We start from the raw sequence: 22,595 nt of genomic DNA, 5'->3' as shown, positions 1-22,595 counted from the left end.
AGTTGGGGATGCCGGCGCTGCCGGCCACACCGTACCCCGAGGAGGTGCACGCCCGGCTGGCCGCCGACGCCGCGGAGCTGATCGGCCGCTACCCGCAGGCCCGGTCGGCGCTGCTGCCGCTGCTGCACCTGGTGCAGGCCGAGGAGGGCTTCGTCAGCCCGACCGGCATCCGGTTCTGCGCCGAGCAGTTGGACCTCACCACCGCCGAGGTGACCGCCGTCGCGACCTTCTACACCATGTACCGGCGGCGCCCGGCCGGGAAGTACCACGTCGGGGTCTGCACCAACACCCTGTGCGCGGTGCTCGGCGGCGACCAGATCTTCGACGAGCTCCAGCAGCACCTCGGCGTGCGCAACAACGAGACCACCGGGGACGGCGAGATCTCGATCGAGCACATCGAGTGCAACGCGGCCTGCGACTACGCGCCCGTGGTGATGGTCAACTGGGAGTTCTTCGACGACCAGACCCCGGAGAGCGCCAAGCGGCTGGTCGACGACCTGCGCGCGGGCCGGGAGGTCCGGCCGACCCGCGGCGCCCGGCTGTGCACCTTCAAGGAGTCCGCCCGGATCCTGGCGGGCTTCCCCGACGAGCGCCCGGGTGCCAACGACGAGTCCGGCGCGGGTGGCGCGCCCTCGCTGGCGGGCCTGCGCCTGGCCAAGGGCGAGGCGCTGCCCGGCACCGGCGGCACCAAGGTCGTCGCGCCCCGCCACGAGGGCATCGGCCACGAGGGCGCCGGCTACGAGAGCACCGGCCACGAGGGCACCGGCCACGAAGGGACGGAAGCGTGATGACCGCCGCCGAGCCGGCCGAGAAGCTGCTCACCCCCGTCCTGTCCGCCTCCTGGGACGACGACCGGCCCTGGACGCTGGCCACCTACCGCCGCCACCACGGCTACGACGGCCTCAAGGCGGCCCTGGCGATGCCGCCGGACGACGTGATCGCCCTGGTGAAGGACTCCGGGCTGCGCGGTCGCGGCGGCGCCGGCTTCCCCACCGGGATGAAGTGGCAGTTCATCCCGCAGAACGACAGCAAGCCGCACTACCTGGTGGTCAACGCGGACGAGTCCGAGCCGGGCACCTGCAAGGACATCCCGCTGCTGTTCGCCAACCCGCACGCGCTGATCGAGGGCATGATCATCGCCTCCTACGCGATCCGCTGCGACCACGCGTTCATCTACCTGCGCGGCGAGGTCGTCCCGGTGCTGCGCCGCCTGCACGCGGCCGTCGCCGAGGCGTACCAGGCCGGGCTGCTCGGCCGGGACATCCTCGGCTCCGGCGTCGACCTCGACATCACCGTGCACGCCGGCGCCGGCGCCTACATCTGCGGCGAGGAGACGGCGCTGCTGGACTCGCTGGAGGGCCGCCGCGGCCAGCCCCGGCTGCGGCCGCCGTTCCCGGCGATCGCCGGCCTGTACGCCTGCCCGACGGTGGTCAACAACGTCGAGTCGATCGCCTCGGTGCCGCCGATCCTGGCCCGCGGCAAGGAGTGGTTCAAGGGCCTGGGCACCGAGAAGTCCCCCGGCTTCACGCTGTACTCGCTCTCCGGCCACGTCACCAACCCCGGCCAGTACGAGGCGCCGCTGGGCATCACGCTGCGCCAGCTGCTGGACATGAGCGGCGGCGTCCGCCCCGGGCACCGGCTCAAGTTCTGGACCCCGGGCGGCTCGTCCACCCCGATGTTCACCGACGAGCACCTGGACGTCCCGCTGGACTACGAGGGTGTCGGCGCGGCCGGCTCGATGCTCGGCACCAAGGCGCTGCAGGTCTTCGACGAGACCACCTGCGTGGTGCGGGCGGTCACCCGCTGGACCGAGTTCTACGCCCACGAGTCCTGCGGCAAGTGCACCCCCTGCCGCGAGGGCACCTACTGGCTGGTCCAGTTGCTCAAGCGGATCGAGGCGGGCGCGGGCGTCGAGGGGGACCTGGAGAAGCTCCTCGACATCGCCGACAACATCAACGGCAAGTCCTTCTGCGCACTGGGCGACGGCGCCGCGAGCCCGATCGTCTCCTCCCTCCAGCACTTCCGGGCCGAGTACGAGCAGCACCTGGCCGAGCGCCGCTGCCCGTTCGACCCGGCCGCCTCCACCGTCTGGGCCGACGGCCCCCGCCCCGGCCACCAGTCCGCCACCGAAAGGGAGGTGCACGCGTGACGATCACAGAGCCATCCACCTCCACGGGCGACAAGGCCGCGGTCGAGCTGGTCACGCTCACCATCGACGGCGTCGAAGTGCAGGTCCCCAAGGGGACGTTGGTGATCCGGGCCGCCGAACGGATCGGCACCCAGATCCCGCGCTTCTGCGACCACCCGCTGCTCGACCCGGCCGGCGCCTGCCGGCAGTGCATCGTCGAGATCGAGGGCCAGCGCAAGCCCGTCGCCTCCTGCACCATCCCGGTCGCCGAGGGCATGGTGGTGCGCACCCAGGTGAGTTCGCCGGTGGCCGAGAAGGCGCAGCGCGGCGTGATGGAGCTGCTGCTGATCAACCACCCGCTGGACTGCCCGGTCTGCGACAAGGGCGGCGAGTGCCCGCTGCAGAACCAGGCGATGTCCACGGGTGACGCCGACACCCGCTTCGAGGGGATGAAGCGCACCTACGAGAAGCCGATCCCGCTCAGCACCCAGGTGCTGCTGGACCGGGAGCGCTGCGTGCTGTGCGCGCGCTGCACCCGCTTCTCGCAGCAGATCGCCGGGGACCCGTTCATCGACCTGCTGGAACGCGGCGCGCTCCAGCAGGTCGGCACCGGGGACGATGAGCCGCTCGACTCGTACTTCTCCGGGAACACCATCCAGATCTGCCCGGTGGGCGCCCTGACGTCGGCGGCCTACCGTTTCCGCTCCCGCCCGTTCGACCTGGTCTCCTCGCCGAGCGTGTGCGAGCACTGCTCCGCGGGCTGCGCCCAGCGCACCGACCACCGGCGCGGCAAGGTGCTGCGCCGGCTGGCGGGCGAGGACCCGGCGGTCAACGAGGAGTGGAACTGCGACAAGGGCCGGTTCGCGTTCCGGTACGCCCAGCAGCGGGATCGGATCGCGACCCCGCTGGTGCGGGTGGACGGCGAGCTGGTGCCCGTCTCCTGGCCGGAGGCGTTGGCCCGGGCCGCTGAGGGACTGCGCGGCGTCCGCGCCGGGGTGCTGACCGGTGGCCGGGTGACCGTCGAGGACGCCTACGCGTACGGGAAGTTCGCGCGGGTGGTGCTCGGCACCAACGACGTGGACTTCCGGGCCCGCCCGCACAGCGGCGAGGAGGCGGACTTCCTGGCCGCCGCCGTCGCCGGGCGCGGGGTGGACGTGGACGGCGAGGGCCTCACCTACGAGCAGCTGGAGCAGGCGCCGGCGGTGCTGCTGGCGGGCTTCGAGCCGGAGGAGGAGTCGCCGATCGTCTTCCTGCGGCTGCGCAAGGCGAGCCGCGACCGGGGCCTGAAGGTGTACTCGGTGGCGGCGTTCGCCTCCCGGGGCCTGGCCAAGCTGCGCGGCGCGCTGCTGCCGGCCGCCCCGGGCACGGAGGCGGAGTGGTTCGCCGCGCTGGCCGCCGACGAGCCGCTGAACGACGAGGCCGGGCGGGCCGCCGAGCTGCTGCGCGGCCCGGGCGCGGTGATCCTGGTGGGCGAGCGGCTGGCCGCGGCCCCGGGCGCGCTGACGGCGGTGCTGCGGCTGGCGCACGCGACCGGCGCCCGGCTGGCGTGGGTGCCGCGCCGGGCGGGTGAGCGCGGTGCGGTCGAGGCGGGCCTGCTGCCGGGGCTGCTGCCCGGCGGCCGTCCGGTGGCGGCTCCGGCCGCCCGGGCGGAGGCCGCCGGGGTGTGGGGGGTGGCGGAGCTGCCGTCCGGGCCGGGCCGGGACACCGAGCAGATCCTGACGGCCGCGGCGCACGGTGAGCTGGACGCGCTGCTGGTCGGCGGCGTCGACCCGGACGACCTGCCGGATCCGGCGCTGGCCGACGCGGCGCTGGCGGCGGTGCCGTTCGTGGTGTCGCTGGAGCTGCGGCCCTCCGCGGTGACGGCGCGCGCGGACGTGGTGCTGCCGGTGGCGGCGGTGGCGGAGAAGGCCGGTGCCTTCCTGGACTGGGAGGGCCGGCTGCGGATGTTCGAGGCGGCGCTCAAGCCCGATCAGCAGATGGGCCGCCATCTGTACCCGGACCTGCGGGTGCTGACCATGCTGGCGGAGGCGCTGGGCCACCGCTTGGGTCTGCCGGACGTCCGGGCGGCCCGGCTGGAGCTGGACCACTTCACCCCGTGGGCGGGTGACCGGTCCGCGGACCCGGCCGCGCACCCCGGCGTGCTGCCCCGCCCGGCCACCGGCCAGGCGGTGCTGGCGGGTTGGCGCCAGCTGCTGGACAACGGCACGTTGCAGCAGGGCGATCCGCACCTGGCGGGCACCCGGCACCGGGCGGTGGCCCGGGTCTCGCCGGCCACCGCGAAGGAGATCGGCGCGAAGGACACCGGCGCCGAGGCGGGCGGGGAGGGTGGGGTGCTGCGGCTGACCGGCCCGGCCGGCTCGCTGACCCTGCCGCTGGAGGTCACCGACTCGATCCCGGACCGCACGGTCTGGATCCCGCTCAACTCCACGCCGGGCGGCGCCCATCGCGCGCTCGGCACCACCGTCGGCCATCTGGTCACGATCGCCGTGGCCGCCCCCGAGCCGGCCGTCCGGGCCGAGGCCGCGGCGGGCGACGCGGGCAGTGAAGGGGAGGAGCGATGACTCCGCAGCCGTACGAGACGCTCCACTTCTTCGGGCAGGACCCGTGGTGGATGGTGCTGCTGAAGGCGGTGTTCTGCTTCGGCTTCCTGGTCCTGACGGTGCTGATCGCGATCGTCTGGGAGCGCAAGGTGGTGGCCTGGATGCAGCTGCGCATCGGGCCGAACCGGCACGGGCCGTGGGGGATGCTGCAGTCCCTGGCGGACGGCGTGAAGCTCGCGCTCAAGGAAGACCTGGTGGTCAAGGGCGCGGACAAGGTGGTCTACATCCTGGCCCCGATCGTCTGCGCCGTCCCGGCGTTCATGGCCTTCGCGGTGATCCCGTTCGGGCCGGCCGGCAACGAGGTGTCGATCTTCGGCACCCGGACGGCGATGCAGCTGACCGACTTCCCGGTGGCGCTGCTGTACATCCTGGCGACGGCCTCGATCGGCATCTACGGCATCGTGCTGGCCGGCTGGTCGTCCGGTTCGACGTATCCGCTGCTGGGCGGGCTGCGCTCGGCCGCGCAGATGGTCAGCTACGAGATCGCGATGGGCCTGTCCTTCGCGGCGGTGTTCATCTACTCGGGGTCGATGTCGACCTCGGAGATCGTGGCGCACCAGCAGCCGACCTGGTTCGCGGCGCTGCTGCCGGTGTCGTTCATCGTGTACATCATCGCGATGGTGGGTGAGACCAACCGGGCGCCGTTCGACCTCCCGGAGGCCGAGGGCGAGCTGGTCGGCGGCTTCAACACCGAGTACTCCTCGCTGAAGTTCGCGATGTTCATGCTGGCCGAGTACGTCAACATGGTGACCGTCTCGGCGGTGGCCTCCACCCTGTTCCTGGGCGGCTGGCGGGCCCCGTGGCCGGTGTCGACCTTCTGGGAGGGCGCCAACCACGGCTGGTGGCCGATGCTGTGGATCACGCTGAAGATCCAGCTGCTGCTGTTCTTCTTCATCTGGCTGCGCGGCACGCTGCCCCGGTTCCGCTACGACCAGTTCATGAAGCTGGGCTGGAAGGTGCTGATCCCGGTCTCGCTGGTGTGGCTGGTGCTGATCGCGAGCGTGCGGGCGCTGCGCAACGAGGGCTACGGCTTCGGCGAGGTGGTGCTGTACGTCGGCGCGCCGGTCGGGGCGATCCTGCTGCTCGCCCTGCTGCGGGACTTCCTGAAGAAGGAACCCGAGCACGAACCAACCCTGCCGAAGGGGGAGTTCGACCCGATGGCGGGCGGCTACCCGGTGCCCCCGCTGCCCGGACAGGAGCTCCCGCCGGTGCCGCGCCGGCGCAGCCGGGCCCCGAAGCAACTCCAGGACGCCCTCAACGGGGCCGACCATACCGAAGGGAGCTGAACCGAGATGTCGTCCGACCAGACGGAGCGGGCCGAACGGCCCGACAAGCCGTCGATCCTCGGCCCGGCCGCCGGCTTCGGCGTGACCTTCAAGGCCATGTTCAAGAAGCGGCTCACCGAGCAGTACCCGGAGCAGAAGAAGCCCACCGCTCCGCGCTTCCACGGCCGCCACCAGCTGAACCGGCACCCGGACGGCCTGGAGAAGTGCGTCGGCTGCGAGCTGTGCGCGTGGGCCTGTCCGGCCGACGCCATCTACGTGGAGGGCGCGGACAACCGGGAGGAGGAGCGCTACTCGCCGGGCGAGCGCTACGGCGCGGTCTACCAGATCAACTACGCCCGCTGCATCCTGTGCGGGCTGTGCATCGAGGCCTGTCCGACCCGCGCGCTCACCATGACCAACGAGTACGAGCTGGCCGACTCCTCGCGCCGGGACCTGATCTTCACCAAGGAGCAGCTGCTGGTCGGCCTGTCCGAGGGCATGGTGGACTCCCCGCACTCGATCTTCCCGGGCGCCGACGAGGGCGCGTACTACCGGGGCGAGATCACCGCGGCGGCGCCCGGGACGGTCCAGCAGGAGCGCACCGACCGGGAGCGGGAGGTCCAGCAGTGACCTCCCTCAACCTGGCCGCGACCGGGACGACCTCCGTCGGGGAGGCCGTCCAGTTCTGGGTGCTCGCGGTGCTCGCGGTCGGCGGCGCGCTCGGCATGGTGCTGATGCGCAAGGCCGTGCACAGCGCGCTGTGCCTGGCGGCCACGATGATGGCGCTGGCGGTCTGTTACATGGCGCAGGGCGCGGTGTTCCTGGGCGTGGTGCAGATCGTCGTGTACACCGGCGCGATCATGATGCTGTTCCTGTTCGTGGTGATGCTGGTCGGCGTCACCAGCGAGGACTCCCTGAAGGAGCAGTTGAAGGGCCAGCGGGTCGCCGCGGTGCTGTGCGGGCTGGGCTTCGGCGTGCTGCTGATCGCCGGGATCGCCAACGCGCGGCTGGACCACTTCACCGGCCTGTCCGAGGCGAACGCCGAGGGCAATGTGCCGGGCCTGGCCCGGCTGATCTTCACCCGGTACGTGTGGGCGTTCGAGGTCACCGGCGCGCTGCTGATCACCGCGGCGATCGGTGCGATGGTGCTGACCCACCGCGAGCACGTGAAGGCGCCGAAGACGCAGCGCGAGCTGGCCGCCCAGCGGGTCGTGGACAACCTGCAGCTGCCGCCGCTGCCGGCGCCGGGCGTGTACGCGCGGCACAACGCGGTGGACGTTCCGGCGCTGCTGCCGGACGGCACGATCGCCGAGGACTCGGTGATGGCGACGTTGCGCGAGCGCGGCCAGGTCCGGGACGTCAGTCAGGAGATGCTGCGGCGGATGGCCGAGCTGGAGAACACCACGGCGGACTGGCTGGGCCGGCCGTCGTCCGAGCGGCCGGCGGTCGCCGGACCGCGCAAGTCCCTGGAGCCGGTGCCGGCGTCGGTGCCGGCGTCGGTGAACGGCAAGGACGGCAACGGCGGTCCGAACGGTCTGAACGGCAACGGCGGTCTGAATGCCAACGGCGGTCTGAACGCCAAGGACGGCCTGAACGGCAAGGACGGCCTGAACGCCAAGGACGGCCTGAACGGCAAGGACGGCCTGAACGGCCGCGCCGACGAGGGGGGAGCGGAGTGAACCCGGTCAACTACCTGTACCTCGCGGCCCTGTTGTTCACCATCGGCGCGGCCGGAGTGCTGATCCGGCGCAACGCGATCGTGCTGTTCATGTGTGTGGAGCTGATGCTGAACGCCTCGAACCTCGCCCTGGTGACCTTCTCCCGGCTGCACGGCACCCTGGACGGCCAGATCATCGCGTTCTTCACGATGGTGGTCGCGGCGGCCGAGGTCGTGGTCGGCCTCGCCATCATCGTCTCCATCTTCCGGACCAGGCACTCCGCTTCGGTCGACGACAGCAATCTGATGAAGCTGTAGGCGGAGGGCCTCGGTGAACTCTCTCATTCCGCTGCTGGTGGCGGCCCCGCTGGCCGGCGCCGCCCTGCTCCTGCTCGGCGGCCGCGCGCTGGACCGCTTCGGCCACTGGCTGGCCACCGCCCTCGCGGCGCTCTCGTTCGGCTTCGGCCTGGCGCTGTTCTGGGACATGCTGGGCCGCGAGGCCGAGCACCGGGCCGTCACCCAACACCTGTTCAGCTGGATCCCGGTGAACGGGTTCCAGGCCGACATGTCGTTCCGGCTCGACCAGTTGTCGATGACCTTCGTCCTGCTGATCACCGGCGTCGGCACGCTGATCCACCTGTACTCGGTGGGCTACATGGCGCACGATGAGCGTCGGCGCCGCTTCTTCGCGTACCTGAACCTGTTCCTGGCCGCCATGCTGCTGCTGGTGGTCGCCGACAACTACCTGCTGCTGTACTTCGGTTGGGAGGGCGTGGGCCTCGCCTCGTACCTACTGATCGGTTTCTGGCAGCACAAGCCGAGCGCGGCGACGGCGGCGAAGAAGGCGTTCATCGTCAACCGGGTCGGTGACCTGGGCCTGTCGATCGCGATCATGCTGATGTTCACCGAGTTCGGCTCCTTCGCCTTCCAACCGGTCTTCGGCGGGGCGGCGCAGGCGAGCGAGGGCAAGCTGACGGCGATCGGCCTGATGCTGCTGCTGGCGGCCTGCGGCAAGTCGGCGCAGGTGCCGCTGCAGTCCTGGCTGGGCGACGCGATGGAGGGCCCGACCCCAGTGTCGGCGCTGATCCACGCGGCCACCATGGTGACCGCCGGCGTCTACCTGATCACCCGCTCGTCGGCGATCTTCGACCTGGCGCCGGCCGCGCAGACCGCCGTGGTGGTGGTCGGCGCGGTCACGCTGCTGTTCGGTGCGATCGTCGGTTGCGCGAAGGACGACATCAAGAAGGCGCTGGCCGGGTCGACGATGTCGCAGATCGGCTACATGGTGCTGGCGGCCGGGCTCGGCCCGATCGGCTACGCCTTCGCGATCATGCACCTGGTGACGCACGGCTTCTTCAAGGCCGGGCTGTTCCTCGGCGCCGGGTCGGTCATGCACGGCATGAACGACGAGGTGAACATGCGTCACTACGGCGGCCTGCGCAAGTTCATGCCGGTCACCTTCGTCACCTTCGGCCTCGGCTACCTGGCGATCATCGGCTTCCCCGGTCTGTCCGGCTTCTTCTCCAAGGACAAGATCATCGAGGCGGCCTTCGCCAAGGGCGGCACCGAGGGCTGGATCCTCGGCCTGTGCGCGCTGACCGGCGCCGCCGTCACCGCGTTCTACATGACCCGGGTGATGCTGCTGACCTTCTTCGGAGAGAAGCGCTGGCAGCCGGACGCCGAGGGCAATGCCCCGCACCCGCACGAGTCGCCGAAGACCATGACCATCCCGATGGTCCTGCTGTCCTTCGGCTCGGTCTTCGCGGGCGGGCTGTTCGCCTTCAACGACTCGTTCCTGACCTGGCTGGAGCCCGTCACCGGACACTCCGAGGGCAACTCGCCGCTCGCCCCGCTGGTGGTCACCGTGCTCACCACGGCCTGCATGCTGGCCGGCGTCCTCGTCTCGTACCTGATGTACGGGCGCTCCGCCGTCCCCGTGGTGGCGCCGGTCGGCTCCCCGCTCACCCGGGCCGCCCGCCGCGACCTGCTCCAGGACGACTTCAACCACGCCGTCCTGGTCCGCCCGGGCTCGGCGCTCACCGCGACGCTGGTCTACTTCGACAGCCGCGGCCTGGACGGCTTCGTCAACGGCCTGGCCGCCACCATCGGCGGGGTGTCCAGTCGGCTGCGGCGGATCCAGAACGGCTTCGTCCGCTCGTACGCGCTCTCCATGTTCGGCGGCACGCTGGTGCTGGTCGCCACGACTCTCCTGATGAGGTCCGTCTGATGACTCGCGCAGATTCCACGTGGGGGGTGCGGCCATGAGCGCGTTGTTGACCGCCACCTGTGCCGTCCCGGCGGCCGGCGCGGTGCTGACCGCCGCGCTGCCCGCCGGGTCGACCGAGCGCCGCCGCTCGACCACCAAGGCCGTCGCCCTGGGCGTCTCGGTCGTCACCCTGGTGCTGGCGGCCGTGGTGGCGACCCGCTTCGACCCGCACGGCGACCGCTACCAGCTGACCGAGTCGTACAGCTGGATCCGCTCCTTCGGCATCACCTTCTCGCTCGGCGTGGACGGCATCGGCGCCGTCCTCGCCCTGCTCACCGCCGTCCTGGTGCCGGTGGTGATGCTGGCCTCCTGGCACGACGCCGACCCGGGGCCGGCCGGCCCCGACGGCACCTTCGCCCCCGACACTTTTGAGGGCAGGCGCCGCACCCAGGGCTTCTTCGCCCTGATCCTGGCGGTGGAGGCGATGGTGGTCGTCTCCTTCTACGCCACCGACGTCTTCCTCTTCTACGTGTTCTTCGAAGCCATGCTGATCCCGATGTACTTCCTGATCGGCGGCTTCGGTGACCGGGCCGGCGGCCCCGACGCGGCGCGCCAGCGCTCGTACGCGGCCGTGAAGTTCCTGCTCTACAACCTGCTCGGCGGCCTGGTGATGCTGGCCGCCGTGATCGGCCTGTACGTGATCGCGCAGGACCAGGGCTTCGGCACCTTCGACCTCCAGACCCTCACCTCGGCGATCGCCGACGGCAAGCTGCAGCTGTCCGGCACCGCCGAGAAGGCGCTGTTCCTGGGCTTCTTCTTCGCCTTCGCGGTGAAGGCCCCGCTGTGGCCGCTGCACACCTGGCTGCCGAACGCGATGGGCGAGGCCACCGCCGGTACCGCCGTGCTGATCACCGCCGTGGTGGACAAGGTCGGCACCTTCGCGATGCTGCGCTTCTGCCTCGGGCTGTTCCCGCACGCCTCGAAGACCTTCGCCCCGGCGATCCTGGTCCTGTCGGTGATCGGGATCATCTACGGCGCGCTGCTGGCGGTCGGCCAGAAGGACATCAAGCGGCTGGTCGCCTACGCGTCGATCTCGCACTTCGGCTTCATCATCATGGGCATCTTCGCGCTGACCAGCCAGGGCCAGAGCGGCGCCACCCTCTACATGGTCAACCACGGCATCTCCACCGCCGCGTGGATGCTGGTGGCGGGCTTCCTGATCTCCCGTCGCGGTTCGCGGCTGATCGCCGACTACGGCGGGGTGCAGAAGGTCGCGCCGGTGCTCGCCGGGACTTTCCTGGTCGGCGGTCTGGCGACCCTGTCGCTGCCCGGGCTGGCCCCGTTCGTCAGTGAGTTCCTGGTGCTGGTGGGCACGTTCACCCGCTATCCGGCGATCGGCATCGTGGCGACCTTCGGCATCGTGCTGGCCGCGCTGTACGCCCTGCTGCTGTACCAGCGCACCATGACCGGCCCGGTGAAGGCCGGCGTCGGCGGGATGCCCGACCTCAAGGTCCGCGAACTGGCCGTGGTCGCCCCGCTGGTGGCGCTGACCATCCTGCTCGGCGTCTACCCCAAGCCGCTCACCGACCTGGTCAACCCCTCGGTGAACGCGACGCTCTCGCAGGTCCACGAGACCGACCCGGCGCCGGCCCACCCGGTCGCCGCCACCTCAGGAGGTGAGCAGAAGTGAGCACCACCGGCATGCTCGCCGCCGCCGGCGGCAACACCGCCAGCATCCCGGCGCCGCACCTGGAGTACGGCCAGCTCTCCCCGATGCTGGTGGTGTTCGGCGCCGCCGTGGCCGGCATCCTGGTGGAGGCCTTCGTGCCCCGCCGGTACCGGCACTGGACGCAGGTGTCGCTCGCCCTGGCCGGGCTGATCGGCTCCTTCGTCGCCGTGGTGGTGCTGGCCTCCCAGGGCTTCGGCTCCACCCGGGTCGACCTGCTGGCCATGGAGTCGGTCGCGCTGGACGGCCCGGCGCTGTTCCTGCAAGGCGTGATCCTGCTGGTCGCCGTCGTCGCGGTGCTCACCTACGCCGAACGGAAGCTGGAGCCCAAGGCGGGCGGCCTGCCCGCCGACGCCTTCGCGGCCCAGGCCGCCGCCACCCCCGGCGGCGAGCAGGAGCGGGCCGCGGTCCGGGCCGGCTTCGCCACCAGCGAGGTCTTCCCGCTCACCATGTTCGCGGTCGGCGGGATGCTGCTGTTCCCCGCGGCCAACGACCTGCTGACGATGTTCGTGGCGCTGGAGGTCTTCTCCCTCCCGCTGTACCTGCTCTGCGCGCTGGCCCGGCGCCGCCGGCTGCTCTCCCAGGAGGCGGCCGTCAAGTACTTCCTGCTGGGCGCTTTCGCCTCGGCGTTCTTCCTGTTCGGCACCGCGCTGCTGTACGGCTACGCGGGCAGCGTGAAGCTCGGCGACATCTCGGACGTGATCTCCGGCAAGGCGATGACCACCCCGGCGCAGCTGAGCAGCACCCAGAGTGACGCGCTGCTGCTGATCGGCCTGGCGATGCTCGCGGTCGGCCTGCTGTTCAAGGTCGGCGCGGTGCCGTTCCACTCCTGGACCCCGGACGTGTACCAGGGCGCGCCGACCCCGGTGACCGGTTTCATGGCGGCGGCGACGAAGGTCGCGGCCTTCGGGGCGTTCCTGCGGCTGTTCTACGTCGCCTTCCCGGGCCTGCGGCTGGACTGGCGGCCAGTGCTGTGGGGGGTGGCGATCCTCACCATGGTGGTGGGCGCGGTGCTGGCGGTCACCCAGCAGGACGTCAAGCGGCTGTTGGCGTACTCCTCGATCGCGCACGCCGGGTTCATCCTCACGGGCGTGATCGCCACCAACAAGCAGGGCCTGTCCTCGGTGCTGTTCTACCTGCTGTCGTACTCCTTCGTGACGCTCGGCGCGTTCGCCGTGGTCACCCTGGTACGCGACTCCAAGGGCGAGGCGACCCACCTGTCCAGCTGGGCCGGGCTGGGCCGGCGCTCGCCGCTGGTGGCGGCGGTGTTCGCGCTGTTCCTGCTGGCCTTCGCCGGGATCCCGCTGACCTCCGGGTTCACCGGGAAGTTCGCGGTGTTCCAGGCGGCGGCGGCCGGCGGGGCGACGCCGCTGGTGATCGTGGGTGTGCTGAGCTCGGCGGTGGCCGCGTTCTTCTACATCCGGGTCATCGTGCTGATGTTCTTCTCCGACCCGAAGCCGGGCGGTCCGACGGTGGCGATCCCGAGTGCCTTCACGGCGACCGCGATCGGGGTGGGGGTGCTGGTCACGCTGGGTCTCGGCCTGCTGCCGCAGTACTTCCTGGACCTGGCGTCGAAGGCCGCGCTGTTCGTCCGCTGACCGCCGCCGGGGCGGCGCGGCCGCCCCGGGCCCGTCCGGGCCGCGCCCTCGGCGCGCGGTCCGGACGCGCGTTTGCCGCCGGCCTGCCGGCGCAGGGGCTCCGGCCCGTGTTTTCCAGCTGAATTCGCCCCCACCGCAGTACTGCCCCCACAGCCGCCCTGACCAGGGCATCCGGCCCGATCATGACAGGATCCGCACGCCCGTGCAGTGATCCACTCGTGACCGGATACCCTGCCTGTATGGCCAGCGGCGGCACTCAGGGACCAGGCCGCTAGATCGACCAGGGACAGAGGAGTGGTCTTCGTGACCGTCGTGGGACCCTTCGGGCTCAGCGTGCAGGACCGCGACCTGACCCGGGACGTTCAGGCCGGACTGGACGCGGTGGAGACGGCTCTCGCCGAGGCCGTCAAGAGCGACGTCCCGTTCATCACCATCACCGCCAGTCACCTCATCGAGGCCGGCGGCAAGCGCTTCCGCCCGCTGCTGCTGCTGCTGGCGGCGCAGTTCGGCGACCCGGGGGCACCCGGGGTGGTGCCGGCCGCCGTCGTCGTCGAGCTCACCCACCTGGCGACCCTGTACCACGACGACGTCATGGACGAGGCCCCGGTGCGCCGCGGCGCCCCCAGCGCCAACTCCCGCTGGGACAACTCGGTGGCCATCCTCACCGGCGACTTCCTGTTCTCCCGCGCCTCCCAGGTGCTCGCCGACCTCGGCCCCGAGGCGGTGCGGATGCAGGCCGACGCCTTCGAGCGGCTGGTCACCGGCCAGATCCTGGAGACCCGGGGCCCCGGCCCGGACGGCGACCCGCTGCTGCACTACCTCGACGTGCTGGCCGGCAAGACCGGTTCGCTGATCGCGGTCTCCTGCCGGATAGGAGCACTGATGGCCGGCGCCGAGTCGTGGATGGTGGACACCCTCAGCGAGTTCGGCGAGCGGATCGGCATCGCCTTCCAGCTGGCCGACGACGTGCTGGACATCGCCAGCGACGGCCAGGAGTCCGGCAAGACCCCCGGCACCGACCTGCGCGAGGGCGTGCCGACCCTGCCGACCCTGCTGCTGGAGCAGATGCCGGCCGACCCCGCCGACCCGGCCGACACCCGGCTGCGCGAACTGCTCACCCTGGACCTCGCCGACGACGAACTGCACGCCGAGGCGCTGCGGCTGCTGCGCCGCCACCCCGCGCTGGAGCGCGCCCGCCGGGAGACGCTGCGCCAGGCCGAGGACGCCCGGGCGCTGCTCGCCCCGCTGCCGGACTGCGCGGCGAAGGCGGCCCTGGAGGGGCTCTGCGACGCGGTGGCGATCCGGACCATGTGACCGGGGCGCGGCGGGCGGTGGCCCCCGGCCGGCGGATCCGCGGACGGTGGGTCGGGTGGTTGCCCGGATGGGGGAGACTGGCCTCTGTCAGCTCAGCCCTGCCGGGAAGGTCACCATGCGCCGTGTCGTCATAGCCGAGGACTCCGTACTGCTGCGGGAGGGTCTGACCCGGCTGCTCACCGACCGGGGCCTGGAGGTCGTGGCGGGTGTCGGGGACGGTGCCGCGCTGGTGAAGACCATCCACGACCTGGCCGCGGCCGGGCAGCTGCCGGACGTCGTGGTCTCCGACGTGCGGATGCCGCCGAGCCACACCGACGAGGGCCTGCGTGCCTGCGTCGAGCTGCGCGGCCGCTACCCGGAGCTGAACGTGCTGGTGCTGTCGCAGTTCGTGGAGGAGCGGTACGCCTCCGAGCTGCTGGCGGGTTCGACCCGGGGCGTCGGCTACCTGCTGAAGGACCGGGTCGCGGAGGTGCGCGAGTTCGCGGACGCGGTGGTCCGGGTCGCCGACGGCGGCACCGCGCTGGACCCGGAGGTGGTGCAGCAACTCCTCAGCCGCAGCCGCAAGGGCGATGTGCTGGCCAACCTCACCCCGCGCGAGCGGGAGGTGCTCGGGCTGATGGCGGAGGGCCGCACCAACAGCGCGGTGGCCAAGCAGCTGGTGGTCTCGGACGGCGCGGTGGAGAAGCACGTCAGCAACATCTTCCTGAAGCTGGGCCTGGCGCAGAGCCCGGAGGACCACCGCCGGGTGCTGGCGGTGCTCACCTACCTCAACTCGTAGCCGGCCGGGCGGCCGGGCAGCTCGGGGGCGGAGAGCGGGGGCAGGGGGCCGGGGGAGCGGCCGTCGGACGCGGAATGATCTCCGGCGGTCGGACGTTGTACCCCGTGTGCGGTTCGGGCGCGGGCCGGTGTTTTCCCGCCGCACGTGGGAGTTCCGTCCGGGATCAAGTGCCCGCGCATAGGATGCGGGAGGTGCACCAAGCGGACGGGGCACGGGGCCGCGCCCGCGGTGGTGTGCCCTCGAGGAGGTCCGCGGCAGTGACCAGTCAGGTCGATCAGTCAGAGGCAGTGGACGGCTCGGACGGCGACGGTGGTCGTTCCGGGAGTGGTGACGGACGCCCCGGTGCGGCCGTGCCCGCCGATCCAACGGCCCCGGGAGGTTCGCCGCCGAGGCACGGCAAGCCGATTCGCCGACTCGACCGGGTGATCATCCGTTTCGCCGGCGACTCGGGTGACGGCATGCAGCTCACCGGTGACCGGTTCACCTCGGAGACGGCGTCGTTCGGCAACGACCTCTCCACGCTGCCGAACTTCCCGGCCGAGATCCGGGCGCCCGCCGGGACGCTGCCGGGCGTGTCGAGCTTCCAACTGCACTTCGCGGACCACGACATCCTCACCCCGGGGGACGCGCCGAACGTGCTGGTGGCGATGAACCCGGCGGCGCTGAAGGCGAACCTGGAGGACCTGCCGCGCGGCGCGCAGATCATCGTCAACACGGACGAGTTCACCAAGCGCGCGCTGGCGAAGGTCGGTTACGCGGCGGATCCGCTGGCCGACGGCTCGCTGGAGGGCTACCACCTGCACAAGGTGCCGCTGACGACGCTGACCCTGGAGGCGTTGAAGGACAGCGGGCTGGCGCGCAAGGACGCCGAGCGGGCCAAGAACATGTTCGCGCTGGGGATGCTGTCCTGGATGTACCACCGCCCCACCCACGGGACGGAGACCTTCCTGCGCAGCAAGTTCGCGAAGAAGCCGCAGATCGCCGAGGCGAACATCAGCGCGTTCAAGGCGGGTTGGAACTTCGGCGAGACCACGGAGACCTTCGCGGTCTCCTACGAGGTGCCGCCGGCCAAGCTCCCGGCCGGGCGCTACCGCAACATCTCGGGGAACCTGGCGCTCTCCTACGGCCTGATCGCCGCCGCGCAGCGCTCGGGGCTGCCGCTGTACCTGGGCTCGTACCCGATCACGCCGGCCTCGGACATCCTGCACGAGCTGAGCCGGCACAAGAACTTCGGGGTCCGTACCTTCCAGGCCGAGGACGAGATCGCCGGGATCGGCGCCGCGCTCGGCGCGTCCTTCGGCGGCGCGCTCGGCGTGACGACGACCTCGGGCCCCGGGGTGGCGCTGAAGAGCGAGACGATCGGCCTGGCGGTGTCGCTGGAACTGCCGCTGCTGGTCGTGGACATCCAGCGCGGCGGCCCCTCCACCGGCCTGCCGACCAAGACGGAGCAGGCGGACCTGCTGCAGGCGATGTTCGGGCGCAACGGCGAGGCGCCGGTGCCGATCGTCGCCCCGGCGACGCCTGCCGAGTGCTTCGACGCGGCGCTGGAGGCGGCGCGGATCGCGGTGACGTACCGGACGCCGGTGTTCCTGCTCTCGGACGGCTACCTGGCGAACGGCTCGGAGCCGTGGCGGATCCCGGAGGTGGACGAACTCCCGCTGATCAGCCCGGACTTCGCGACCGGTCCGAACCGCGAGGACGGCTCGTTCTGGCCCTACCTGCGGGATCCGAAGACCCTGGCCAGGCCGTGGGCGCTGCCCGGCACGCCGGGGCTGGAGCACCGGATCGGCGGGATCGAGAAGCAGGACGGGACGGGGAACATCTCCTACGACCCGGCGAACCACGACTTCATGGTCCGCACCCGGCAGGCGAAGATCGACGGGATCGCCGTCCCCGACGTGGAGGTCGACGACCCGAGCGGCGAGGCGCGGGTGCTGGTGCTCGGCTGGGGTTCGACGTACGGGCCGATCACCGCGGCCGTGCGGCGGGTGCGGGCGGACGGCGGGGAGGTCGCCCAGGCGCACCTGCGCCACCTGAACCCCTTCCCGGCCAACCTGGGTGCGGTGCTCAGGAGTTACGAGAAGGTCGTCGTGCCGGAGATGAACCTCGGCCAGCTCGCGCTGCTGTTGCGGGCGAAGTACCTGGTGGACGCGGAGTCCTACAACCAGGTGCGTGGACTGCCGTTCAAGGCGGCACAGTTGGCGGACGTGCTGTCGGCGGCGATCGGCACCCTGGACGAGGAGGACCACCGATGAGCGAGAACGGCTTCCCCTCCCTGCGCCTGGTGCCCAAGGCCGAAGAACCGCAGAGCGCACGGGACTTCAAGACCGACCAGGAGGTGCGCTGGTGCCCCGGCTGCGGGGACTACGCCGTCCTGGCGGCGGTGCAGGGCTTCATGCCGGAGCTCGGCATCAAGCGCGAGAACACCGTGTTCGTCTCCGGGATCGGCTGTTCCTCGCGCTTCCCGTACTACATGAACACCTACGGGGTGCACTCGATCCACGGGCGCGCGCCGGCGATCGCGACCGGGCTGGCGTCCGCGCGGCAGGACCTGAGCGTGTGGGTGGTGACCGGGGACGGCGACGCGCTGTCCATCGGCGGCAACCACCTGATCCACGCGCTGCGGCGCAACGTCAATCTGAAGATCCTGCTGTTCAACAACCGGATCTACGGCCTGACCAAGGGCCAGTACTCGCCGACCAGCGAGCTGGGCAAGATCACCAAGTCGACGCCGATGGGCTCGCTGGACGCGCCGTTCAACCCGCTCTCGCTGGCGATCGGCGCCGAGGCGTCCTTCGTCGCCCGGACGATCGACTCGGACCGCCAGCACCTGCAGTCGGTGCTGCGGGCGGCGGCCGCGCACGAGGGCACCGCGCTGGTGGAGATCTACCAGAACTGCAACATCTTCAACGACGGCGCGTTCGAGGCCTTGAAGCAGCCCGGCACCCGGGACGAGGCGCTGATCCGGCTGGAGCACGGCCAGCCGATCCGCTTCGGCGCGGACCTGGCCGGCGGCGTGTTCCGCGGCCCGGACGGCGAGCTGTTCACCGCCCCGGTGACGGCGGACAACGAGGCGCGGGTGCTGGTCCACGACGCGCACGCGGCCAACCCGACGGCGGCCTTCGCGCTGTCCCGGATCGCCGACGCCGACACCCTGCACCACACCCCGATCGGTGTCCTGCGCGATGTGCGGCGGCCTGTCTACGACGAGCTGATGGCGGGGCAGTTGGCGGCCGCGCAGGCCGATCGCGGGCCGGGCGACCTGGCCGCGCTGCTGGCGGGCGGCGACACCTGGACGGTGGACTGACCGGTCCGGTCCGGTCCGGTCCGGTCCGGCCTGGTCCGGTCACCGCGGCGCCCCCTCGGCCATCGGCCGAGGGGGCGCCGTCGCTTCGGGCGCGCGGTCACTGCTCGGGCGCGTGGTTACTGCTTGGCCCACTCGACCAGTTCGATCACGACCCCGTTCGGGTCGGTGACCTGGAACAGCTTCTCGCCCCACGGCTCCTCGCGCAGCGGCAGGGTGATCTCGACCCCTTCGCCGCGCAGCCGCCGCTCCTCGCCGGTGAGGTCCTCGACGACGAACGCCAGGATGACGCCGGACGCGGTCCGGTCGCGCTGGCCCTCGGGCAGCACCTCCAGGCCGCGTCGCAGGCAGACGACGTTGACCCCGCCGCCGGGGTGCTGGAGCGAGACGAAGCCGTCGGCCGACATCTCCTCGGTGTAGCCGAAGTGCCGCTGGAGGAAGGCGGCGGAGGCGGTGACGTCCTCGACGGTCAGGGCGAGGGTGGTGGTGGTGATCTGCATGGCGGAGCCCTCTCGTCGGCGCGAGCGCGCGGTTATCCCGTACGCAGTACACTATACATAGTACGGAGAATTGCGCGAGGGATGTGCGGCCTGGGCCCGGACGCGGGGGAAGGCGCGGGGAAAAGCCGTAGGGAGGCTCCCGGGTGGGAGCCTCCCTACGGCTCGGTGCGGTGCGTCAGGTGCGGTGTGTCAAAAGACGCAGGGGATGCCGCCGTCGCTCTGGGCGTCGACCGACGGGCCCTGCACGGGCAGGTTGGCCGCCGGGTCGGACGGGGAGCCGGTCGCGCCGCCGCCCGGCGCTGCGGCGCCGGTCTTGTCGTCGGTAACGCCGGTGAAGCCGGTGCCGAGGGTGACGACCACCCGGTCGGCGGGGGCCGACGCGGACTCCGTGGCGGTGACGCCGTAGCGGGCGGCGATCTGGTCGGCCGCCTCCTTGGCGCCCTTGCCGTAGGCCACGGTGGTGGTCTTGGGCTTCGCGGCGGCGCTGCCGGTCTTGCCCGCCTTGAAGCCCATCGCGACCAGGGCCTTGGACTCGGCGGTGGAGGAGACCCCGGCGGCCGTGGAGGCGTTGAAGACGTCCACGGTGGTGGGGGCGGCGGCCTTGGTGGTGGGCGGCGGGGTCGTGGCCGGCGCGGAGGAGGCCGCCGGGGTGGGCGTGTCGCCCGCCGCGTCGGGGGCGGCCGGGGCGGAGTCGGCGTAGCCGAAGATCTGCTTGACGACCTTCTGGAGCTTCGCGGGGGTGACGAGGTTGACGTCCTGGCCGTTGCGGGTGCCGAAGCCGTCGAAGGTCAGGGTGTTGAACTCGACGTTGCCGCCGGTGAGGTTGGGGGCCTGCTGGGCGAAGTCGAGGACGTTCCACTCGTTGTCGATGACCAGGTCCTTCTGCACCACGCCGAACAGCTGCTGCAGCTTGCCGAGGTCGCTGATGACGCCGTCCTGCTTGAGCTTGTGCACGACGGAGGAGATGAAGGCCTGCTGGCGGTGGGTGCGGGCGAAGTCGCCGCTGTTGCCGTCCGGGCCGTCCAGGTTGTGGCGCTGGCGGACGAAGGAGAGTGCCTGGGAGGCGTTGAGCTTGTTGATGCCCTTGTGGAAGTCGGCGCCGGAGCCCTGGCCCTCCATGGCCGGGTCCTTGGTGTCGTGGGTGAGGCAGACCTCGATCGGCTCGACGGCCTTGGCGATGTCGTAGAAGCCCATCAGGTTGACCTCGGCTATGTGGTCGACGGGCTGGTCGAGGAACTTCTGCACGGTCTGGATGGTGGCCGCCCGGCCGGCGTCGCGGCCGGCCTTCTCCAGGTCCGCGCCCTTGAGTCCCTTCGCCTGGAGGGCCGGGGTGGCCTTCTCCTTGGCCTCGCCGTAGGCCTCCTTGATCTTGCGCATGCCGGCCTGCTTGCCGTCCCCGGTGTAGGTCATGACGTAGTCGTCACGGGGGATGGAGACGGCCTGCGCCTTGCCGCCGCCGGCGGGGATGTGCAGCAGGATCAGGGAGTTGGTGTTGTAGCCGCCGATGTCGGAGCTGTGGCCGGCGTGCAGTTCGTCCTGGACGAACTCCGGCGGCAGGTCCGTCCCGTCCATGTTCTTGCGGCTGTCGAGGCCGATCAGCAGGATGTTGACCGAGTTGTCGAGGTGCTTGGGCGCGTTCTTCTTGGTCTCGGCGATGGCGTTGGAGGTGGTCATCCCGTCGGTGAGGGACGTCACCTCGTACCAGACCACCCCGCTGGCGGCGAACACCGCCAGGGCGACCGAGCAGGCCAGCGTCCGGCCCGCGATCAGCAGGGGGGAGGTGCGGCGGGTCGGGGGTGCGGCGGTGCGGCCGCCGTCCCGGGTCTGCGGGTTCTCAGCCATGGTCCCTCCTCCGGTCCCGGACCAGCCGGACCACGATCACCAGGGCGGCCGTTGCGACGGCCGCGGCCATCACGGGAAAGTCGTGGACCACCCACTTCGCGGAGCCGGTGGCCAGGTTCTTGCCCTGGTAGGCGTCGCCGTTGGCCAGCAGTTCCGCGCCGGCCGTCACCCCCAGGACCAGTAGCGGGGAGGCGGCGAGGACCCACCACCAGCCGTTGCGGCTGCTGAGTGCGGCCGCCAGGCCGGTGCCGAGCACGGCGCCCACCAGGAAGGCCGTCCCCATGCCGGGGCCGGAGAGCTCGTCGATCCCGGCGCCTGCCGCCGGCAGCCCCACGGCCAGGGCCACGGGCAGGGCCGCTCCGCCGGGGAAGGGGCGGGGGCGGGCGGGGGCCTTGTTCGCCCGCCGGCGGGCTCCCTGGTCGGAGGTGCGCCCCGGTGTCCGCTGGTCGGTCGTCCGCCCCGGTGCCTGCCGGCCGGTCGTCCGCTGGCCGGTCGTCCGTTGGTCGGTCGTCCGTTGGTCGGTCGTCCGCGCCTGCGTCTCCTGGCCGGGCGTTCGCCCGCGTGCCTCTTGGTTGGACGTCCGTCCTCGCCGCCCCGCCACGCACTCACCCCCGGTGTTCCCGTGCTCTGCGCCCCTGTGGCGCCTGCGCCCGGTCCTCGTGTGATGAGCCGTTGTGCGCTGCCACTTCTGGACGCTGCTGTTCGGCCGGCCGGTTCCCGCGCTCGGCTTCCGTTTTCCGGTCGGGGGCAGGCGTGCTGTTGAATTCCCTCTACACGGGTGTAGAGGTTGTAGGCAGCATAGAGCACCCTTGTTCGATGGCAACCCGGCTCAGGCGGGCTCGGGAGACACTACACCGGGCAGTTTTCGAGAGCCCCGGTAGATGAGGAGTGACGCCGTGGCGGCGACGGGCGGAGCGGGACGGCCGGAGAAGCGCAAGGCGATCACGCGGGCCGCGACGGCGGTGTTCGGGCGCGAGGGCTACGTCCGGGCCAGCATGGACGCGATCGCGGCGGAGGCCGGGGTGTCCAAGCGCACGGTCTACAACCACTTCGCCGACAAGGAGACCCTCTTCCTCTCCGTCGCACTCCAGGACTCGGCCGAACTGACCGAGGTCATACGCGAGTTGATGGACAAGTACCTCGACCGGGTGGTGGACCTGCGCCAGGACCTCACCGACTTCGCGGTCGAACGGGCCCGGGCCGTCCTCTCGGCCGGGGATCGCGGCGCGCTCGGCCGGGCCATCCGCGCCGAGGTCGCCAACATCCCGGCCGACGTCCTGGAGGCGTGGCTGGAGGCCGGCCCGATCGCCTCGCAGCGCGACCTCGCGCAGCGGTTCGAGGCGATCGCGGACCGAGGCCTGCTGGCCGTCGACGACGCCCCGCAGACCGCCGAGCAGTTCACGCTGCTGACCTTCCACGGCGTCGCCGAGCGCTCGTTCTGGGGCGCCCTGCCAGTGTCGGACGAGGAGCTCGCCCGGATCTCGGCGCTCGGTGTCGACGCCTTCCTGCGGATCCACCGGGTGCCCGCGGTGCGGTGACGGCGCGGGTGCCGGTGGCGCGGTGACGGCGCGGGTGCCGGAGCGTGAGACGCCCGCGGCACGGTGGCGGCGGAAGCCTGACCGTGACGCGCCGCCGGGGAGGGGTTCGGCGGCGCGTCACGGGGCCCACTCGTGGGCG

At 71.6% G+C, this 22,595-nt stretch carries 17 protein-coding genes and 1 pseudogene; 15 read left to right on the top strand and 3 right to left on the bottom strand.

Annotated elements, in window-relative coordinates:
* Positions 1 to 8 precede the first annotated feature (8 nt).
* The 14 genes and pseudogenes from nuoE to A6F73_RS14130 all read left to right on the top strand — a co-directional run bounded on the left by nuoE (position 9) and on the right by A6F73_RS14130 (position 18,579).
* Complete coding sequence (gene nuoE, locus A6F73_RS14195; protein WP_079135683.1) at positions 9 to 788, top strand: NADH-quinone oxidoreductase subunit NuoE; 780 nt, start codon at positions 9 to 11, stop codon at positions 786 to 788.
* Positions 788 to 2,149 (top strand): NADH-quinone oxidoreductase subunit NuoF, encoded by a 1,362-nt coding sequence (gene nuoF, locus A6F73_RS14190; RefSeq protein WP_063348144.1) that lies wholly within the window; start codon positions 788 to 790, stop codon positions 2,147 to 2,149. Before nuoE ends, nuoF begins: the two co-directional genes overlap by 1 nt.
* Entirely contained in the window at positions 2,146 to 4,689 is a 2,544-nt protein-coding gene (locus A6F73_RS14185) for an NADH-quinone oxidoreductase subunit G (RefSeq protein ID WP_063348143.1), read from the top strand. The genes nuoF and A6F73_RS14185 overlap by 4 nt, the downstream gene beginning before the upstream one ends.
* Entirely contained in the window at positions 4,686 to 6,014 is a 1,329-nt protein-coding gene (gene nuoH, locus A6F73_RS14180; protein ID WP_063348142.1) for an NADH-quinone oxidoreductase subunit NuoH, read from the top strand. Before A6F73_RS14185 ends, nuoH begins: the two co-directional genes overlap by 4 nt.
* A gap of 6 nt (positions 6,015 to 6,020) precedes the next feature.
* Positions 6,021 to 6,623 carry an NADH-quinone oxidoreductase subunit NuoI gene (gene nuoI / locus A6F73_RS14175; RefSeq protein WP_063348141.1) on the top strand — a complete coding sequence of 201 codons (603 nt, stop codon included), beginning with the start codon at positions 6,021 to 6,023 and terminating at the stop codon, positions 6,621 to 6,623.
* Positions 6,620 to 7,423: pseudogene (locus A6F73_RS14170) on the top strand (NADH-quinone oxidoreductase subunit J); the annotation flags it as partial. The gene nuoI and the pseudogene A6F73_RS14170, both read left to right, overlap by 4 nt.
* A gap of 245 nt (positions 7,424 to 7,668) precedes the next feature.
* Positions 7,669 to 7,968, top strand: coding sequence for an NADH-quinone oxidoreductase subunit NuoK (gene nuoK, locus A6F73_RS14165; protein ID WP_030060110.1), 300 nt, complete (start codon positions 7,669 to 7,671; stop codon positions 7,966 to 7,968).
* Between the two features lie 13 nt (positions 7,969 to 7,981).
* The gene (gene nuoL / locus A6F73_RS14160) at positions 7,982 to 9,877 is read left to right on the top strand and encodes an NADH-quinone oxidoreductase subunit L (RefSeq protein WP_063348140.1); all 1,896 of its coding nucleotides are present in this window, start codon (positions 7,982 to 7,984) and stop codon (positions 9,875 to 9,877) included.
* A gap of 34 nt (positions 9,878 to 9,911) precedes the next feature.
* Entirely contained in the window at positions 9,912 to 11,546 is a 1,635-nt protein-coding gene (locus A6F73_RS14155) for an NADH-quinone oxidoreductase subunit M (protein ID WP_063348139.1), read from the top strand.
* Positions 11,547 to 11,557: 11 nt separating this feature from the next.
* A complete protein-coding gene (nuoN, locus tag A6F73_RS14150; RefSeq protein WP_063351192.1) occupies positions 11,558 to 13,180 on the top strand; it encodes an NADH-quinone oxidoreductase subunit NuoN in 1,623 nt (540 codons plus the stop codon).
* 303 nt (positions 13,181 to 13,483) lie between these two features.
* Positions 13,484 to 14,494 carry a polyprenyl synthetase family protein gene (locus A6F73_RS14145; RefSeq protein WP_063351191.1) on the top strand — a complete coding sequence of 337 codons (1,011 nt, stop codon included), beginning with the start codon at positions 13,484 to 13,486 and terminating at the stop codon, positions 14,492 to 14,494.
* A gap of 115 nt (positions 14,495 to 14,609) precedes the next feature.
* A complete protein-coding gene (locus tag A6F73_RS14140; RefSeq protein ID WP_063348138.1) occupies positions 14,610 to 15,272 on the top strand; it encodes a response regulator transcription factor in 663 nt (220 codons plus the stop codon).
* Between the two features lie 350 nt (positions 15,273 to 15,622).
* Complete coding sequence (locus A6F73_RS14135; RefSeq protein ID WP_063348137.1) at positions 15,623 to 17,527, top strand: 2-oxoacid:acceptor oxidoreductase subunit alpha; 1,905 nt, start codon at positions 15,623 to 15,625, stop codon at positions 17,525 to 17,527.
* On the top strand, positions 17,524 to 18,579 hold the full coding sequence (locus tag A6F73_RS14130) for a 2-oxoacid:ferredoxin oxidoreductase subunit beta (RefSeq protein WP_063348136.1): 1,056 nt from the start codon (positions 17,524 to 17,526) through the stop codon (positions 18,577 to 18,579). Before A6F73_RS14135 ends, A6F73_RS14130 begins: the two co-directional genes overlap by 4 nt.
* Positions 18,580 to 18,695: 116 nt before the next feature.
* On the opposite strand, the gene A6F73_RS14125 is transcribed toward A6F73_RS14130, so the two are convergent.
* The 3 genes from A6F73_RS14125 to A6F73_RS14115 form a co-directional block, all read right to left on the bottom strand.
* Entirely contained in the window at positions 18,696 to 19,076 is a 381-nt protein-coding gene (locus A6F73_RS14125) for a VOC family protein (RefSeq protein WP_063348135.1), read from the bottom strand.
* Positions 19,077 to 19,265: 189 nt separating this feature from the next.
* Entirely contained in the window at positions 19,266 to 20,918 is a 1,653-nt protein-coding gene (locus tag A6F73_RS14120) for an LCP family protein (RefSeq protein WP_079135681.1), read from the bottom strand.
* On the bottom strand, positions 20,911 to 21,264 hold the full coding sequence (locus A6F73_RS14115) for a DUF6542 domain-containing protein (protein WP_063348134.1): 354 nt from the start codon (positions 21,262 to 21,264) through the stop codon (positions 20,911 to 20,913). Before A6F73_RS14115 ends, A6F73_RS14120 begins: the two co-directional genes overlap by 8 nt.
* A 550-nt stretch (positions 21,265 to 21,814) precedes the next feature.
* Between A6F73_RS14115 and A6F73_RS14110 the strand changes: the two genes are divergently transcribed.
* Positions 21,815 to 22,456, top strand: a complete 642-nt coding sequence (locus A6F73_RS14110; RefSeq protein WP_244293385.1) for a TetR/AcrR family transcriptional regulator — start codon at positions 21,815 to 21,817, stop codon at positions 22,454 to 22,456.
* Positions 22,457 to 22,595 lie beyond the last annotated feature (139 nt).

This window comes from Streptomyces sp. MJM8645 (assembly GCF_001625365.1).
Classification (GTDB): Bacteria; Actinomycetota; Actinomycetes; order Streptomycetales; family Streptomycetaceae; genus Kitasatospora.
This window is presented reverse-complemented; position numbering and strand designations above follow the sequence as displayed.

Coding starts and splice junctions, on each gene's coding strand:
- A6F73_RS14140 (WP_063348138.1), top strand. CDS start 14,610: ATGCGCCGTGTCGTCATAGCCGAGGACTCCGTACTGCTGCGGGAGGGT.
- A6F73_RS14155 (WP_063348139.1), top strand. CDS start 9,912: ATGAGCGCGTTGTTGACCGCCACCTGTGCCGTCCCGGCGGCCGGCGCG.
- nuoI (WP_063348141.1), top strand. CDS start 6,021: ATGTCGTCCGACCAGACGGAGCGGGCCGAACGGCCCGACAAGCCGTCG.
- A6F73_RS14125 (WP_063348135.1), bottom strand. CDS start 19,076: ATGCAGATCACCACCACCACCCTCGCCCTGACCGTCGAGGACGTCACC.
- nuoF (WP_063348144.1), top strand. CDS start 788: ATGACCGCCGCCGAGCCGGCCGAGAAGCTGCTCACCCCCGTCCTGTCC.
- nuoH (WP_063348142.1), top strand. CDS start 4,686: ATGACTCCGCAGCCGTACGAGACGCTCCACTTCTTCGGGCAGGACCCG.
- nuoE (WP_079135683.1), top strand. CDS start 9: ATGCCGGCGCTGCCGGCCACACCGTACCCCGAGGAGGTGCACGCCCGG.
- A6F73_RS14120 (WP_079135681.1), bottom strand. CDS start 20,918: ATGGCTGAGAACCCGCAGACCCGGGACGGCGGCCGCACCGCCGCACCC.
- nuoN (WP_063351192.1), top strand. CDS start 11,558: ATGCTCGCCGCCGCCGGCGGCAACACCGCCAGCATCCCGGCGCCGCAC.
- A6F73_RS14130 (WP_063348136.1), top strand. CDS start 17,524: ATGAGCGAGAACGGCTTCCCCTCCCTGCGCCTGGTGCCCAAGGCCGAA.